Annotated in this window: 13 protein-coding genes and 1 tRNA gene; 6 read left to right on the plus strand and 8 right to left on the minus strand. The window is 70.9% G+C overall.

Annotated elements, in window-relative coordinates:
* Positions 1-35 precede the first annotated feature (35 nt).
* Complete coding sequence (locus P2L57_RS05880) at positions 36-2378, plus strand: xanthine dehydrogenase family protein molybdopterin-binding subunit (protein WP_275809379.1); 2343 nt, start codon at positions 36-38, stop codon at positions 2376-2378.
* Positions 2379-2802: 424 nt separating this feature from the next.
* The gene (locus tag P2L57_RS05885; RefSeq protein WP_275809382.1) at positions 2803-3519 is read left to right on the plus strand and encodes a transglycosylase SLT domain-containing protein; all 717 of its coding nucleotides are present in this window, start codon (positions 2803-2805) and stop codon (positions 3517-3519) included.
* Between the two features lie 81 nt (positions 3520-3600).
* On the opposite strand, the gene P2L57_RS05890 is transcribed toward P2L57_RS05885, so the two are convergent.
* Positions 3601-3675 (minus strand) — tRNA-Cys (locus P2L57_RS05890).
* Positions 3676-3760: 85 nt separating this feature from the next.
* Entirely contained in the window at positions 3761-4942 is a 1182-nt protein-coding gene (locus tag P2L57_RS05895) for a DUF1266 domain-containing protein (RefSeq protein ID WP_275809385.1), read from the minus strand.
* A gap of 169 nt (positions 4943-5111) precedes the next feature.
* Here P2L57_RS05895 and P2L57_RS05900 point away from each other — a divergent pair, with 169 nt between their 5' ends.
* The 4 genes from P2L57_RS05900 to P2L57_RS05915 all read left to right on the plus strand — a co-directional run bounded on the left by P2L57_RS05900 (position 5112) and on the right by P2L57_RS05915 (position 10672).
* Positions 5112-6572 carry an MFS transporter gene (locus P2L57_RS05900; RefSeq protein WP_275810105.1) on the plus strand — a complete coding sequence of 487 codons (1461 nt, stop codon included), beginning with the start codon at positions 5112-5114 and terminating at the stop codon, positions 6570-6572.
* A gap of 239 nt (positions 6573-6811) precedes the next feature.
* Positions 6812-8590, plus strand: a complete 1779-nt coding sequence (locus P2L57_RS05905; RefSeq protein WP_275809389.1) for a DEAD/DEAH box helicase — start codon at positions 6812-6814, stop codon at positions 8588-8590.
* 450 nt (positions 8591-9040) lie between these two features.
* Entirely contained in the window at positions 9041-9760 is a 720-nt protein-coding gene (locus P2L57_RS05910) for an IclR family transcriptional regulator (RefSeq protein WP_275809392.1), read from the plus strand.
* A 132-nt stretch (positions 9761-9892) separates the two neighbouring features.
* Positions 9893-10672 (plus strand): YlbL family protein, encoded by a 780-nt coding sequence (locus P2L57_RS05915; RefSeq protein WP_275809395.1) that lies wholly within the window; start codon positions 9893-9895, stop codon positions 10670-10672.
* 3 nt (positions 10673-10675) lie between these two features.
* Here the strand turns inward: P2L57_RS05915 and P2L57_RS05920 are convergent, their stop codons facing one another.
* The 6 genes from P2L57_RS05920 to P2L57_RS05945 all read right to left on the minus strand — a co-directional run bounded on the left by P2L57_RS05920 (position 10676) and on the right by P2L57_RS05945 (position 15867).
* Complete coding sequence (locus P2L57_RS05920; protein ID WP_275809397.1) at positions 10676-11683, minus strand: glycine betaine ABC transporter substrate-binding protein; 1008 nt, start codon at positions 11681-11683, stop codon at positions 10676-10678.
* Positions 11650-12612: a glycine betaine ABC transporter substrate-binding protein gene (locus P2L57_RS05925; protein WP_275809400.1), complete on the minus strand. Its 963-nt coding sequence runs from the start codon at positions 12610-12612 to the stop codon at positions 11650-11652. Before P2L57_RS05925 ends, P2L57_RS05920 begins: the two co-directional genes overlap by 34 nt.
* Complete coding sequence (locus tag P2L57_RS05930; protein ID WP_275810108.1) at positions 12609-13364, minus strand: ABC transporter permease; 756 nt, start codon at positions 13362-13364, stop codon at positions 12609-12611. The genes P2L57_RS05925 and P2L57_RS05930 overlap by 4 nt, the downstream gene beginning before the upstream one ends.
* A gap of 80 nt (positions 13365-13444) precedes the next feature.
* The gene (locus tag P2L57_RS05935; RefSeq protein WP_275809403.1) at positions 13445-14692 is read right to left on the minus strand and encodes a betaine/proline/choline family ABC transporter ATP-binding protein; all 1248 of its coding nucleotides are present in this window, start codon (positions 14690-14692) and stop codon (positions 13445-13447) included.
* Entirely contained in the window at positions 14685-15332 is a 648-nt protein-coding gene (locus P2L57_RS05940) for an ABC transporter permease (RefSeq protein ID WP_275809406.1), read from the minus strand. The genes P2L57_RS05935 and P2L57_RS05940 overlap by 8 nt, the downstream gene beginning before the upstream one ends.
* Before the next feature lie 46 nt (positions 15333-15378).
* Positions 15379-15867 (minus strand): Lrp/AsnC family transcriptional regulator, encoded by a 489-nt coding sequence (locus P2L57_RS05945; protein ID WP_275809409.1) that lies wholly within the window; start codon positions 15865-15867, stop codon positions 15379-15381.
* Positions 15868-15897: the final 30 nt, after the last annotated feature.

Below are 15897 nucleotides of genomic sequence, written 5' to 3' on the forward strand. Positions count from 1 at the left end.
CGCGCCAGCGGCATCGGCGAGATCGGAGACAAGGGATGACAGCGGCGCGTGGCGGACGGGAGGCGGCGGCCGGACCCGATGCGGTGACCGCGCTGCCCACCGTGGCCGCCCCCCTCGGTACCGGGGAGACCGAGCGCGGTCTCGGGGTCTGCGTGCTGCCCGCCGACGCCGCCGCGAAGACCCAGGGGATCTTCCCCTACGCAGCCGATCTGTGGGCCGAGGGCCTGCTGTGGGCGGCCGTGCTGCGCTCCCCGCATCCGCACGCCCGCATCGTCTCGATCGACACGACGCACGCCGCCGACATGCCAGGCGTACGGGCCGTCATCACGCACGCGGACGTGCCCGGTGACGCCATGCACGGCCGCCGGGTCGCGGACCGCCCGGTCTTCGCGCACGACGTCGTCCGCCACCACGGCGAGCCGATCGCCGCGGTGGCCGCCGACCACCCCGACACCGCGCGACTGGCCGCAGCCGCGATCATCGTCGAGTACGAGGTCCTGGAGCCGGTCACCGATCCCGAGAAGGCCTTCGCCGCACCGCCGTTGCACCCGGACGGCAATCTGATCCGGCACATCCCGCTGCGCTTCGGTGACCCCGCGGCCACCGGTGAGGTGGTGGTCGAGGGCGTGTACCGCATCGGCCGCCAGGATCCGGCCCCGGTCGGCGCCGAGGCCGGGCTCGCCGTGCCGCGGCCGGACGGCGGGGTCGAGCTGTACGTGGCCTCCACCGACCCGCACACCGACCGCGACCTGGCCGCCGCCTGCTTCGGCCTGGAGACGGACCGGGTCAAGGTCGTCGTCACCGGTGTGCCCGGCGCGATGGCCGACCGCGAGGACCCCGGCTTCCAACTCCCGCTCGGGCTGCTGGCGTTGAAGACCGGCCACCCGGTCAAGCTGGTCGCCACCCGCGAGGAGTCCTTCCTCGGGCACGCCCACCGGCATCCGGCCCTGCTGCGCTACCGCCACCACGCCGATGCCGAGGGCAGACTGGTGAAGGTCGAGGCACAGCTGCTGCTGGACGCGGGCGCGTACGCGGACGCCTCCTCCGACGCGCTGGCCGCGGCGGTGGCGTTCGCCGCCGGTCCCTATGTCGTGCCGCATGTCTTCGTCGAGGGCTGGGCGGTCCGTACCAACAACCCGCCGTCCGGGCATGTCCGCGGCGAGGGCGCGATGCAGGTGTGCGCCGCGTACGAAGGACAGATGGACAAGCTCGCCGCCAAGCTCGGCCTCGACCCGGCCGAGCTGCGGATGCGCAACGTCATGGCCACCGGCGACCTGCTGCCCACCGGCCAGACGGTGACCTGCCCGGCGCCGGTCGGCGAACTGCTCAAGGCGGTGCGGGACGCCGAGCTGCCGCCGCTGCCGTCCGCCGACGACGAGACGGAGTGGCTGCTGCCCGGCGGCCTGGAGGGCGCGGGCGAGCCGGGCGCGGTGCGGCGCGGCGTCGGTTACGCGCTCGGCATGGTGCACATGCTGGGCGCCGAGGGCCACGACGAGGTCTCCACGGCGACGGTCCGGGTGCAGAACGGCACGGCGACGGTGATCTGCTCGGCCGTCGAGACCGGCCAGGGCTTCGCCACGCTCGCCCGGCAGATCGTGCAGGAGGTGCTCGGCGTCGACGAGGTGGCGGTGCTGCCCGCCGACACCGACCAGCCGCCCGCTGGGCCGTCCGCCCGCGGCCGCCACACCTGGGTGTCCGGCGGTGCGGTGGAGCGGGCCGCGAAGATGGTGCGCACCCAGCTGCTGCAACCGCTGGCCGCGAAGTTCGGGATGTCGGTCGAGCTGCTGACCATCGCCGACGGCAAGATCACCTCGTACGACGGAGTGCTCAGCACCACGGTCGCCGAGACGCTGCACGGCAAGGAACTGTGGGCGACCGCACAGTGCCGCCCGCACCCCACCGAGAAGCTGGACGAGAACGGCCAGGGCGACGCCTTCGTCGGCCTGGCCTTCGCGGCGATCCGGGCCGTGGTCGACGTGGACATCGAACTCGGCACGATCCGGGTGGTGGACATGGCGGTCGCCCAGGACGTCGGCCGGGTGCTCAATCCGCGGCAGGTCGCGGCCCGTATCGAGGCGGGCGTGACGCAGGGCGTGGGCATGGCGCTCACGGAGGACCTGCGCACCGCGCGGGGTGTGGTCAAGCGCCCGTCGCTCACCGGCTACGCGCTGCCCACCGCGCTGGACGCCCCGCGGGTGCGGATCGTGAAGCTCGTGGAGGAACGGGACGTGGTGGCGCCCTTCGGGGCCAAGGCCGTGAGCGCGGCGCCGGTGGTGGTCTCGCCCGCGGCGGTCGCGGCGGCGGTACGGGCGGCGACCGGCCGACCCGTGGGACGGCTGCCGATCCGCCCGCAGACGGCGGTGGCCCGGCAGGTGTGAGGGCCTTCGCCCTCTTCGCCCCCGCACACCCTCCGAAAGCCGTGATGGGGGCGGTACGGAGGGTGACGTCGAAGTGCCCCGCGTGTGAGCCTCCGCATAGGGCGTGGGTCACTTACGAAGACGTCTAGTGGACGCATAAGGGTGCTGTTGATGGGGCCGCCATGGGCATGGGCGGCCCTTTTGGCGTCGGATGAACGACCCTGCGGCCACTAGCCCGGATAGTAGGTCACATCTTTGCCAGCGGATTTTCCGGTCGCTAAGAATTGCCGAGCCGCAGGGCGCCGTGTGACCAGAACGCGGCGCTTCTCGCCGAAAAGGCGAAGGTGCCGCTCGGACTCTGTGCCGGACGGGCGACTGCGACCAAGCGACCTGGAAGAGGACCCACTCAGCCATGCCCATAGCCGCCTTTCCCGCTCTCAACCGCATGACCCGGACGACCCTGGACCGCCTCGACGGCCTGACCCGGAAGCACAAGCTCTCCGCGGCCGGTGTCGCCGTCGCCGGTGCTTCTGTCCTGGCCTTCACGGTCGCTCCGGGATCGGCGCACGCAGCGAACCTGAGCAACCCGGTGATGTCCGCCGCCATGGCGTGGAGCACGTCCAGCGACGGCGCCACCACCAAGACCGAGCAGGTCAACGTCTCCCAGCAGGCCGCCGAGGCTGTCAAGCGGGTCCAGGGCCACGCTTCGGCCCAGCACCAGGCCGCCCGGCACAAGGCCGACGAGGCCCGCAGGAACGCGCCGCAGGCCGCCAGCCGCTCGGAGTCCCGTCCGGCCGCCCCCGCGCACGCCGCTCCGGCGCAGCCCGCCCCGGTCTCGTACCCGGACAACCTCGACGGCTGGATCCGCCAGTCGCTGGACATCATGCACCGGCACGGGATCCCGGGTTCCTACGAGGGCATCAGGCGGAACATCATCCGCGAGTCCAGTGGTGACCCCAACGCCATCAACAACTGGGACATCAACGCCCGGAACGGCATCCCGTCCAAGGGCCTGCTCCAGGTGATCGACCCGACGTTCAACGCGTTCCACGTCGCCGGTACGTCGCACAACATCTACGACCCGGTCGCCAACATCGTGGCCGCGTGCAATTACGCCGCGAACCGCTACGGTTCGATGGACAACGTGAACTCGGCTTACTGACGAGCCTTTTGAATGCGGTGCCGACAGCGAATTCGCTGTCGGCACCGCATTCCTTTTCGTGGCGGGCGTCACGGAACTTCGTGGAGGCCGTGGCGGGAATCGAACCCGCGTAACTCGCTTTGCAGGCGAGCCCCTCAACCACTCGGGCACACGGCCGTGTTGACGTCCTCGACGATAGGCCGCCGTACCGGGGCGGGGTCAACGATTCCGCGCGCGTTGCAACGCGACCGCCATACCGCGTTCACGAAGCCCGCCAGGGGATGTTCCGCCACGGGCTGGCGGGAGCACGGGTGAGGATGTGGTGCGGGTCGAGTACGGAGTCGTACGCGGGCCCGAACTGCTCCTCGTCGGAGCGTAGGACGTCGCCGAGCGCGTAGCCCGCGGCGAACTCCGCCCAGGACGCGTACGTCTCGCCGCACAGTTGTCCCGCCCGCAGCACCGCCTGCTCCGCTTCGGCGGGCTCGCAGAAGCGGGCGCCCAGCCCCCAGCGGACGAAGTTGACCGCCTGGCCGTAGTCGTAGCCGTTGATGGAGCGGACGAAGCCGTACGGCGGCAGCAGCCCGTCGGCCTGGAAGCGGGCCTCGTAGCGCAGCACTCTGCCGATCAGCGAGAGCACCGCCGCGATCTCGGGCTCGTGGGTGCCTGAGTGGCGCAGCGTGGCCTCGGCCGACCGGTGCCATACGTCGACCGGCGGTGGGGCACCGTGGGCCTGTGCCAGCTCGGCGCGGATCCGCAGCACGAACTTCGGCTCGGGGGCGGCGTGCACGCCCTTGAGCAGCTGGTCCAACTGCCGGTGCCACTCGTCGCGGGTGGTCACGTTCCACGGATCGCGCAGGATCTCCACATCGCCGGGGTAGCTGTCGTAGACGTCCCCGAGGTCGTTCCACAGCGCCTGGTGGTGCACGGCGAGGTGGGCGCCGCAGGCGAGCGCGTGGGCGAGCGGGCCGTGCAGCGGGCCGGTGTACCTCGTCAGCAGTTCGGCGTCGCCGTGCACCGGCCTGGGCGCGTGCTTGGCGATCCGCTTCCACCGCTTGCGGTCCGCCGCCCGGGCGGGGAAGTACATCTCGCCGGGCGTCCCGGGATTGACCACCAGCCATGCGTTGTCATCGGGCCAGGCCTCGGCGAGCAGCCGTAGGTTGGTGGGCGAGACGACGTGATCGGGGCGGCGCGGCGGCAGTTCACCGCGGGTGTGCAGCGCGACGCACAACCGCCCGGCCGGGTCCCAGTGCGGCACGAAGGTGATGCTGTCCAGATCGGCGTCGGCGTGCACCTTCAGCACGTCGACGAACATGGCGAAGCACGCCAGGATGCCGAGGAAGCCTTCCGCGTCGCCACGGTACTTCGCCCCGTACAGCAGGCGTTCGACCTCGGTCGGCGGCTGCCGCATCCCTCCGAACGTCCGTGTCGTGTCTGCCGTGTTCATGGCAGGCGACTCTACTGATCCACTGCCGGTGGACCACCGGGGCCTACGGCGTACGACCATCGGACGACGAGGAACCGGACTCCGGACAGGGGCCGTTGCGCTCGGCGCCACTTACGCTGGCGCGGTGACCACGCTCAACGAGCACCTCGACGAACGAGGGACGCCGCCCATACCGGGATCTTCCGCCGCCAGCGCGGAGACGGTGCTCAGCCGCCGCTACCGCGCGCTGACGCTGGGCATCGTCTCGGTCGTGCTGCTGGTCGCCTTCGAGGCGACCGCCGTCGGCACCGCGATGCCGGTCGCCGCACGTGACCTGCACGGGCTGTCGCTGTACGGCTTCGGCTTCTCCGGGTACTTCACCACCAGCCTGTTCGCGATGGTGGTCTCCGGCCAGTGGTGCGACCGGTCAGGGCCGCTCGCGCCGCTCAGCACCGGCATCGGCTGCTTCGCCGCCGGACTCGTGGTGTCCGGTACCGCACAGGCGATGTGGCCGTTCATCGCGGGCCGGGCCGTCCAGGGCGTCGGCGGCGGGCTGCTGATCGTCGCGCTGTACGTGGTCGTGGGCCGCGCCTATCCCGAGCGCCTGCGGCCCTCGGTGCTGGCCGCGTTCGCCGCGTCCTGGGTGGTGCCGTCCATCGTCGGGCCGCTGGTCTCCGGAGCGGTGACCGAACAGCTCGGCTGGCGTTGGGTGTTCCTGGGCATTCCGGTCCTGGTGGCGCTGCCGGTGTCGATCGCACTGCCCGCGCTGCGCCGTGTCGCGGTCGAACGGCCGTCCCTCCCGGAGGAGTCCCCGGGCGCCGCCGACCCGCCGGTGCGGGGCCGCCGCCGGATCCTGTTGGCGCTGGGCGTCTCCTTGGGCGCGGCGCTGCTGCAGTACGCGGGCCAGGACGTGCGGACGTGGTGGTCGCTGCTGCCGGGGCTCGCGGGGGTGGCGGTGCTGGCGCCGTCGGCGGTACGGCTGCTGCCGCCCGGTACGTTCCGTGCCGGGCGCGGGCTGCCGTCGGTGGTGCTGTTGCGCGGCATCGCGGCCGGGTCGTTCCTGGCCGCCGAGAGCTTCGTCCCGCTGATGCTGGTGACCCAACGGCAGTTGTCCCCGACCCTGGCCGGGCTCTCCCTCGCCGGCGGCGGCCTGACCTGGGCGCTGGGCAGCTATGTGCAGTCCCGGCCGCGCCTGGAGCCGTACCGGGAGCGTCTGGTGCGTGCGGGGATGGGGCTGGTGGTCGCGGCGATCGTGGGCGCGGCGCTGGTGCTGGTGCCGGGCGTACCGGCGTGGATCGTCGCGGTCGCGTGGTGCGTGGGCGGGCTCGGCATGGGCATGGTCATCGCCTCGATGAGCGTCCTGCTCCTCCAGTACTCGCCCCCGCGGGAGGCGGGGGCCAACTCGGCGGCGCTCCAGGTGTGCGACGCGCTGTCCAACGTGGTCCTGGTCGCTGCCGGGGGCGTCCTGTTCGCCGCCCTGGGCGGTGGTGCGGTGGCCGCGACGGGTGGCACCTCGACGGTCGTCCACGGCCACCCGGCGGCCTTCGCGGCGGTGTTCTGCCTGGCGGCGGCGGTCGCACTGGTGGGTATGGCAGTGGCGGGCAGAGTGCGGCGCGGGCCGGACCGCGGCGCCGAGAGCCCTTCCCGGTAGGCGACTTGGCATCCTCCTGGCGCCAGGCCCGCGGCAGCGGACGCCGGTTGTCCGCCGGGCCGTGCCGGACCGCTCGAGATCGCTGGATTCCTTCGGTGGTTCGCGCCGTGTGACCTCTGTCGCACCCCTGCCGGGACTCGCCGCGTTCGCGCGGGGCGGTGATGGGGCGCCGGTAAGCTGTCACGGTTTTCGTATCCGACCGACGTGACCGACAGTTCCGACGGACCCGCCCGGAGACCGTGACTACCACCGCCCCGCACCACCTCTCACCCGCTTTCCCCGGTCGTGCCCCATGGGGTACGGCCGGGAAGTTGCGTGCCTGGCAGCAGGCCGCCCTCGACGCGTACATCCAGTCCCAGCCGCGCGACTTCCTCGCCGTGGCGACACCGGGCGCGGGCAAGACGACGTTCGCGCTGACCCTTGCCTCGTACCTGTTGCACAACCACGTCGTGCAGCAGGTCACCGTGGTCGCGCCGACCGAGCACCTGAAGAAGCAGTGGGCCGAGGCGGCGGCGCGGATAGGCATCAAGCTCGACCCGGACTACAGCGCGGGCCCGGTGTCGAAGGAGTACCACGGCGTCGCGGTGACCTACGCGGGCGTCGGGGTCCGCCCGATGCTCCACCGCAACCGCTGTGAGCAGCGCAAGACGCTGGTCATCCTGGACGAGATCCATCACGCCGGTGACTCCAAGTCGTGGGGCGAGGCCTGCTTCGAGGCGTTCGACCCGGCCGCCCGGCGGCTGGCGCTCACCGGTACGCCGTTCCGTTCCGACACCAACCCGATCCCGTTCGTGGCGTACGGCGAGGGGCCGGACGGGATCCGGCGCTCCGTCGCCGACTACACGTACGGATACGGCAACGCGCTGGCCGACGGTGTGGTGCGGCCGGTCATCTTCCTGTCGTACAGCGGGAACATGCGCTGGCGCACCAAGGCGGGCGACGAGATCGCCGCCCGCCTCGGCGACCCGATGACCAAGGACGCCATCGGGCAGGCATGGCGCACCGCGCTGTCCCCGACCGGTGAGTGGATCCCGAACGTGCTGCGCGCCGCCGACCAGCGGCTCACCGAAGTCAGAAAGGGCATTCCGGATGCGGGCGGTCTGGTGATCGCCACCGACCAGGACTCGGCCCGCGCCTACGCCAAGCTGATCCGGGAGATCACCGGGACCAAGGCGACGGTCGTGCTCTCCGACGACACGGGCGCGTCGAAGCGGATCGACGACTTCAGCAACTCGGAGGACCGCTGGATGGTCGCGGTCCGCATGGTGTCCGAGGGCGTGGACGTACCGCGCCTCGCGGTGGGCGTCTACGCCACGACGATCTCCACGCCGCTGTTCTTCGCGCAGGCGGTCGGCCGTTTCGTTCGGTCCCGGCGGCGCGGTGAGACCGCTTCGGTCTTCCTGCCCACCATCCCGATGCTGCTCGGCTTCGCCAACGAGATGGAGGTCGAGCGCGACCACGTGCTCGACAAGCCGAAGAAGTCCGGCGAGGACGACATCTACGCGGAGGAGGACAAGCTCCTCGCGGAGGCCGAGAAGACGCAGGACGAGGTCACCGAGGACCAACTGCCGTTCGAGGCGCTGGAGTCGGACGCGGTCTTCGACCGGGTGCTTTACGACGGCGCCGAGTTCGGCATGCAGGCGCACCCCGGCAGCGAGGAGGAACAGGACTACCTCGGCATTCCGGGGCTCCTGGAGCCGGACCAGGTGCAGCTGCTGCTGCAGCGGCGGCAGGCACGGCAGATCGCGCACAGCCGGAAGAAGCCGGACACCGAAGCCGACCTGGTGGAACTGCCCGCGGAGCGGCGTCCGGTCGTCAGCCACAAGGAACTGCTGGAGCTGCGCAAGCGGCTCAACACGATGGTGTCCGCCTACAACCATCAGAGCGGCAAGCCGCACGGTGTGATCCACAACGAACTGCGCCGCGCCTGCGGCGGCCCGCCCAGCGCGGAGGCGACCGCGGGCCAGATCCAGGAGCGGATCAAGAAGGTCCAGGAGTGGGCCACGCGCCTACGGTGACGCTCGCGCTGTGCGGTGGGGTAACTCCGGGGGCTGCCGCCCCCGGGCCCCTGCCTTGGGAAATTCCGGGGGCTGCCGCCCACCGGGCCCCCGCCTTGGGAGATCCGGGGGCTGCCGCCCCGGGGGCGTTGAGCCCGTCCGGTGGGCGGCGGGGGGAAACTGTCCGCATCGTCCGGGCTGAAGTCAAGATTCCGCATTGGCCAATGCGAGTAAAGCGGTGCGATCTGGCCAGGTTGATCGCGAAAAGGTAAAGCTCTCTGCCCGGATTGTGGACGAGACCTTTCGCTGAGCGGTACAAGCTCGCTACTGTCCGGCTCACGCACGCGCCGTGGCAACGCCGCCGCGGAGCGCAGCCGGGTTCCACGCGACCGGCGGCCTCTGCGCGCGCTGCCGCGTTGTCGGCAGTGGTTCCGCCGCGCCGAGCCGCCACTCACTTGAGGAGGGGGCGTCGTGACTGCGGAGACCTCACAGACGCTCGACCGGGGACTGCGAGTCCTGAAGCTGCTGGCCGACACCGACCACGGGCTCACCGTCACCGAGCTCGCGGCGAAGCTCGGCGTCAACCGCACCGTGGTGTACCGGCTGCTCGCCACACTCGAACAGCACGCCCTCGTCCGCCGCGACCTCGGTGGCCGGGCCCGGGTAGGGCTGGGCGTCCTGCGGCTGGCCCATCAGGTGCACCCGCTGCTGCGCGAGGCCGCGCTGCCCGCGCTGCGCTCGCTCGCCGAGGACATCGGCGCCACCGCGCACCTGACGCTGGTGGACGGCAACGAGGCCCTCGCGGTCGCCGTGGTCGAGCCGAGCTGGACCGACTACCACGTTGCCTACCGCACCGGATTCCGCCATCCCCTCGACCGCGGCGCCGCGGGGAAGGCGATCCTGGAGGCCCGCCTGTGGCAGGCGGCCCGCCGTACCGTGCCCGCCCCCGCCTGCGCGGGCGGCCCCGCACCGCAGGCGCAGCAGAACGGGCAGCCACGTCCGGACGCCCCCGGCTACGTGCTCACCCACAGCGAGCTCGAAGCGGGCGCCAGCGGCGCCGCCGCCCCGCTGCTCGGCGTCACCGGCATCGAGGGCAGCGTCGGGGTCGTGATGCTCGCGGACTCCGTCCCGGAGCGGGTCGGGCAGCGGGTCGTGGAGGCAGCGGTGGAGGTCTCCGAGGCACTGCGATGACGGTTCGCCTTCGGGTGAGGCGACAGGGCCCGCGCCCTCAGCCGGGTGCGGGGTCGGCTCCCGGGGAGGCGCTGGGGGCGCTGGTGCCTGGGGGACCGGAGGCGGTCCCCGGGAAAATGCTGTAATGCCTGTGTGTCTTCTCGCGCCAGGATCCTCGCCGTCTGCTCCGCCCTCGTCGTCGCGCTGATCGCGGTGGCCGTCTTCGCCCCGCTGCCGGTCACGATCGCCTACCCGGGCATGACCGCGAACGTCCTCGGCTCGAACAACGGACAGCCGGTGATCACGGTCAGCGGCACCAGGACCCGCCCCACCAGCGGACAACTGCGGATGGTCACCATCGCCGCCACCGCGCCCAACGCCGATGTGCACTTCACCGACGTGTGGAAGGCGTGGTGGTCCAAGAGCGAGGCTGCGATGCCGCGCAGTGCCGTCTACCCGGGCGGCGGCTCCGTGCAGCAGGTGAACCAGCGGAACCTCAACGAGATGAAGCAGTCCCAGCAGGAGGCCGCCACGGCCGCCCTGAAGCATCTGGGGCTGTCGCCCTCACAGGTGAAGGTGGACCTCAAGCTCGCGGACGTCGGCGGCCCCAGCGCCGGACTGATGTTCTCCCTCGGGATCATCGACCGCATCCAGGGTGACGGAAGGGGCTCCGACCTCACCGGCGGCCGCAACATCGCCGGCACCGGAACGATCGACGCCGACGGCACCGTCGGCGCCGTCGGCGGCGTGCCGCTCAAGGAGCAGGCCGCCGAACGCGACGGCGCCACCGCCTTCCTCGCCCCCAAGGACGAGTGCTCCGACGCCAAGGCGGAGCTCCCCGCGGGCCTGAAGCTCATCCCGGTCAACAACCTCAACGACGCACTGGCCTCCCTCACGGCGCTGCGCACCGGCGGGCCGCTGCCCACCTGCTGATGCTCAGCCCGTCTTGATGAACCCCTCCCGCACCAGCCAGTCCTTGGCGACCTTGCGCGGGTCCTGGCCGTCCACGTCCACCTTCGCGTTGAGCTGCTGCTGGTTCTCGGTGGTCAGCTTCGCCGTGATGGGGTCGAGGACGGCGGCCATCGCCGGATGCTCGCGCAGCGACCTGCTGTTGATCTCCGGGGCGGCGTTGTAGTTGGGGAAGAAGTGCCGGTCGTCGGCCAGGACCCGCAGGTGCGTGGCGGGGATCCGGCCGTCGGTGGTGAAGACCTCGCCGAGGATGCAGGAACCGCCCTGGGCGACCTGCGTGTAGACGATGCCGCCGTCCATGATCCGGACGTTGCCGCCGGGGATGTTCATGCCGTACGCCTTCCGCATGCCGGGCAGTCCGTCGTCGCGTACGTCGAACTCGTTCTCCACGCAGAGCGTGACCGCACGCGGATCGGACCTCGACAGGGCGGCCACGTCGGAGAGGGTGGTGAAGCCGTACCGGCGCTGGTTGGCCTGGTTGGCCGCCAGGGCGTAGGTGTTGTTGAGGCTGGCCGGCGGCAGCCAGGTCAGGCCGTTCCCGGCGTCCTCGTTCCGTACCGCCTGCCACTGCGCGCGGGGGTCGGTGATGGGTCTGGTGTGGCCGAGGTAGGTGATCCAGGCGGTACCGGTGTACTCGTACATCGCGTCGGCCGTGCGCTTGAGCACCGCCTGGCGGGCGCCGATCGAGCCCTGGATGTTGGTCTTGTCGATGACCGTGGCGCCGGCCGCCTTCAGCGCGAGGCCCATCATCTCGCCGAGGATGATCTGTTCGCTGAAGTTCTTGGAGGTGACCGTCAGCGTCACCCCCTTGAGCGGTTTCCCCTGCCCGATCGAACCTGGCCGTACCGGATCGGCGATGGCCTGGCCGCTCTTGAGTCCGCAGCCCGACAGGGCGGCGGTCGCGGACAGCGCGAGGGCCGCGCCCAGTGCCACCGCCGCCCTCACTTCCTGATGAAGCCTTCCCGGGCCAGCCATGACTTCGCCACCTCCCGCGGGTCCCGGCCGTCCACGTCCACCTGCGCGTTGAGCTTGCGCGCCTCCTCGGTGGTGAGCTTCGCGGTCACCGGGCCGAGCAGCGCGGCGAGTTGGGGATAGCGACGCAGCGTCCTGCCGTAGAGCACCGGGGCCGCGTTGTAGTCCGGGAAGAAGTGCCGGTCGTCGGTGAGCACGGTCAGGCGGTCCGCCGTGATGCGGCCGTCGGTGGCGTACACATCGCCGATCAGACAGGCAGTGCCCGCCGCCACCTGGGTGTAGATCAGCCCGGCGTCCATCGTCATGATCCGCGACTTCGGTACCGAGATGCCGTAGGCCCGCAGTACGCCGGGCAGTCCGTCGTCGCGCACCGCGAACTCGTTGTCCGCGCAGATGGTCACGGCCGATGGCGCGCGTCTGGCCAGCGCCGCCACGTCGGAGAGCGTACGCAGCCGGTATCTCGCGGCGTTGGCCTGGTTGACGGCGAACGCGTAGGTGTTGTTCAGCTCCGCCATCGGCAGCCAGGTCAGGCCGTTCCCGGCGTCCTGGTCCCGTACCGCCTGCCACTGCGCCTGGGGTTCGGTGATGGGTCTGGTGTGGCCGAGGTAGGTGATCCAGGCGGTGCCGGTGTAGTCGTACATCGCGTCCGCCGTGCCGGTGAGCACCGACTGCCGGGCGCCGATCGAGCCGCTGATGCCGGTGTGGTCCCGTACTGTCGCACCCGCGGCCTTGAGCACCAGGCCGGTGATCTGGCCGAGGACGCGCTGCTCGGTGTCCTGCTTGGAGGCCACCGTCAACCGGGCGCCGGACAGCGGCTTTCCGGCGCCGACCGAACCCGGCTTGACCGGGTCCGCGATGACCTCACCGCTGTGCAGCCCGCAGCCGGACAGCGCCCACACCAGGGCCATGACGGCACACAGCGGACGGCTCACCCCGCCTCCAGACCGTGCGGGGTCATCTGCAGTTCGGCCAGCGACGCCAGCCAGTCCACCAGCAGCGCCAGCGCCACCGCGAGCACCGAGCCGACGATCAGCACCCGGGTGCGCTGGGTGACGATGCCGTTGGTGATGATCGTGCCGAGCCCGCCGCCGCTGACGAATCCGGCGAGCGTGCCCGTACCGACGTTGAGCACCAGCGCGTTGCGCACCCCGGCCAGGATCAGCGGTACGGCCAGCGGGAGTTCGACCTTCCGCAGCACGCCCCACCCGGACATGCCGATGCCGCGCGCGGCGTCCACCAGACTCGGGTCGATGGCCCGCAGCCCGACCATGGTGTTGCTGAGCACCGGCAGCACGGCGTACGCGACCATGCCGACCAGCGCGGTGCCCGGTCCGATGCCCAGCCAGAAGGTGAGCAGTGCGAGCAGGCCGATGGACGGGATGGACTGGCCGAGGTTGGCGATCGCGGTGGCCACCGGAGCGGCCTTGCGCAGCGGCCGGCGGGTGAGCGCGATGCCCAGTGGGATGGCGATGACCAGTACGAAGAAGGTGGAGTAGACGACGAGCTTGATCTGCTGCCACAGCGCCTGGCGGACCGCGCCGCCGCTCAGCGAGTTCCGCTCGATGGAGTCCAGCGGGATGTTGGTGATCCACAGGTAGGTGCCGACCAGCGCGAGCGCGATCACGATCGGGGTGAAGACCAGCTTCTTGGTCGAGACCTTGCGGCCGGGCGTGCTGGGCAGCATCGAGACGATCGGCTGTTCTGCGGGCTCGCCGCCCGGGTCCTGCCGTTCGGCCAGCCGCTCGTGCTTCTCCGGGCCGCCGGTCATGGCTGATCGCCTCCGGCGAAGCCGCTCTCCAACTGCTCCTGCGTCTGGTGGGCGCGCGACTCCTCCAGATCGTGCCGGTGCTCCAGTGCGGCCATCCGGTCGGCCTCCAGAAGTTCGTGTACGGAGTTCAGCAGCGTCTCCATGTCCACCACGCCCACGTACTCACCGCGCCGCCCGGTGACCGGCACCCGGCCCGCACTGTCGGTGAGCACCGCCTCCAGCGCGTCCCGCAAGGTCGCGTCCCGGGTGACGTGATGGGAGACCAGCGTGCCCGCCCGGGCCAACGAGCCCTTGGCGCGCATCAGGTCGCCGCGCCGCAGCCACTTGTACGGGCGGCGCTGCCGGTCGAGGAGCAGCAGTTCGTTGCCGCCGCGCTCGCGGAGCTTGTTGAAGATCTCCTGGAGCGGATCGTCCATGGTGACGGTGGGGACGTCCTCGATCCCCACGTCCCGGACCCGGGTCAGATTGAGCCGTTTCAGCGCGGCGCCCGCGCCGACGAAGCCGGAGACGAAGTCGTCCGACGGGTTGGTGAGGATGGCCTCCGGGGTGTCGAACTGGGCGATGTGCGACTGCTCCCGCAGTACCGCGATGCGGTCGCCGAGCTTGATCGCTTCGTCGAAGTCATGGGTGACGAAGACGATCGTCTTGTGCAACTCGTGCTGCAGCCGGATGAGTTCGTCCTGCAGGTGGTCGCGGGTGATCGGGTCGACCGCGCCGAACGGTTCGTCCATCAGCAGCACGGGCGGGTCGGCGGCGAGCGCCCGGGCGACGCCGACGCGCTGCTGCTGGCCGCCGGACAGCTGGCGCGGATAGCGGGCGTGGAACTCGCGCGGATCGAGTCCTACCAGGTCCAGCATCTCCTCGACCCGCTCCTTGATCCTCGCCTTGGGCCAGCCGGTCATCTTCGGTACCTGTGCGATGTTCTCCGCGACGGTCATGTGCGGGAAGAGGCCGGAGGACTGGATGGCGTAGCCGATCCGGCGGCGCAGCCGCACCGGGTCGATGTCGGTGACGTCCTCGCCGTCGATCCTGATCCGGCCGGAGCTGGGCTCGATCAGCCGGTTGATCATCCGCAGTGTGGTGGACTTGCCGCAGCCGGACGGCCCCACCAGGATCACCGTCTCACCGGCGGCTATCTCCATGTTGACGCTGTCCACGGCGGGCTGCCGGCTGCCCGGGTAGCGCTTGGTGAGGTCGTCGAGCTCTATGGTCGCGCCGGTGACGGCCCGCTGGCTGTCAGCCACGGATCCCCCTCGAAGTGGTCAGCCGTCCGATGAGGATCAGGGCGAAGTCGAAGAGCAGGGCCAGGATGACGATGCCCAGCGTTCCGGCCAGCACCTGATTGAGCGCGTTGGCGCTGCCGAGGCTGGAGATGCCGTTGAAGATCTCGTTGCCGAGGCCGGGCCCTGAGGCGTACGCGGCGACGGCGGCGATGCCCATCAGCATCTGGGTGGCCACCCGGATGCCGGTCAGGATCGACGGCCAGGCGATGGGCAGTTCGACCCGGAGGATCTGGGCCGCCCGGCTCATTCCGATGCCCTTGGCCGCGTCGACCAGCGTGGGGTCGACTCCGCGCAGCCCCACGATGGCGTTGCGCACGATCGGCAGCAGCGCGTAGAGCACCAGCGCCGTCACGGTGGGCGGCACGCCCAGGCCGAGCACCGGGATCAGCAGGCCGAGCAGGGCGTACGACGGAACCGTCATGATCGTCACGGTGGTGGCGATCGCCAGCCGTCCCGCCCGGTCGTTGCGGTACGTGAGCACGCCGATCCCGATGCCGATCACGGACGCCACCACCATGCACTGGAACACCGCGCTGGCGTGCTGGTACGTGTCCATCAGCAGCTGCTGACGCCGATTGCTGACGAAGCTCCAGAAGTCCACGTCGGCCTCCCGAAGATCTACCGTACTGACGGCCAAGGAAAGTCGTCTACGTACCGTCCTGGACTGTCCCTTCCTGTGCTGCCTGCTCCACCAGCGGGATGATCCGGAGCGGAACCGGATTTTCCATGACGATCGCCGTGGAAGCCCGCACGATGCCATCAAAACCCACGACCCGGTCGATCACACGTTGGAGATCGGCGTTCGACCGGGCCACCAGACGGCACAGCATGTCCCCGTGTCCGGTTGTGGTGTGCAGTTCGAGCACCTCGGGGACGGTCGCCAAATGGGCCCGTACGTCCGGGCCTTGGCCCTGCTTGATCTCCAGCGTGGCGAACGCGGTGACCGGGTAGCCGAGGGCGGCCGGGTCCACCTGAGGACCGAAGCCCCGGATCACCCCATTGGCCCGCATGCGGTCGAGCCGTGCCTGGACCGTACCGCGCGCCACTCCCAGACGGCGGGACGCCTCCAGCACCCCGATCCTCGGCTCCCGCTCCAGCAGCTTGATCAGCCGCCCGTCGAGCGGATCGATGCCCATAACGCCTCCTTGATGGTCATCGTGCACAGA

This window comes from Streptantibioticus ferralitis (assembly GCF_029223525.1).
GTDB lineage: Bacteria > Actinomycetota > Actinomycetes > Streptomycetales > Streptomycetaceae > Streptantibioticus_A > Streptantibioticus_A ferralitis.

Coding starts and splice junctions, on each gene's coding strand:
- P2L57_RS05880 (WP_275809379.1), top strand. CDS start 36: ATGACAGCGGCGCGTGGCGGACGGGAGGCGGCGGCCGGACCCGATGCG.
- P2L57_RS05885 (WP_275809382.1), top strand. CDS start 2,803: ATGACCCGGACGACCCTGGACCGCCTCGACGGCCTGACCCGGAAGCAC.
- P2L57_RS05895 (WP_275809385.1), bottom strand. CDS start 4,942: ATGAACACGGCAGACACGACACGGACGTTCGGAGGGATGCGGCAGCCG.
- P2L57_RS05920 (WP_275809397.1), bottom strand. CDS start 11,683: ATGGCTGGCCCGGGAAGGCTTCATCAGGAAGTGAGGGCGGCGGTGGCA.
- P2L57_RS05930 (WP_275810108.1), bottom strand. CDS start 13,364: ATGCTGCCCAGCACGCCCGGCCGCAAGGTCTCGACCAAGAAGCTGGTC.
- P2L57_RS05945 (WP_275809409.1), bottom strand. CDS start 15,867: ATGGGCATCGATCCGCTCGACGGGCGGCTGATCAAGCTGCTGGAGCGG.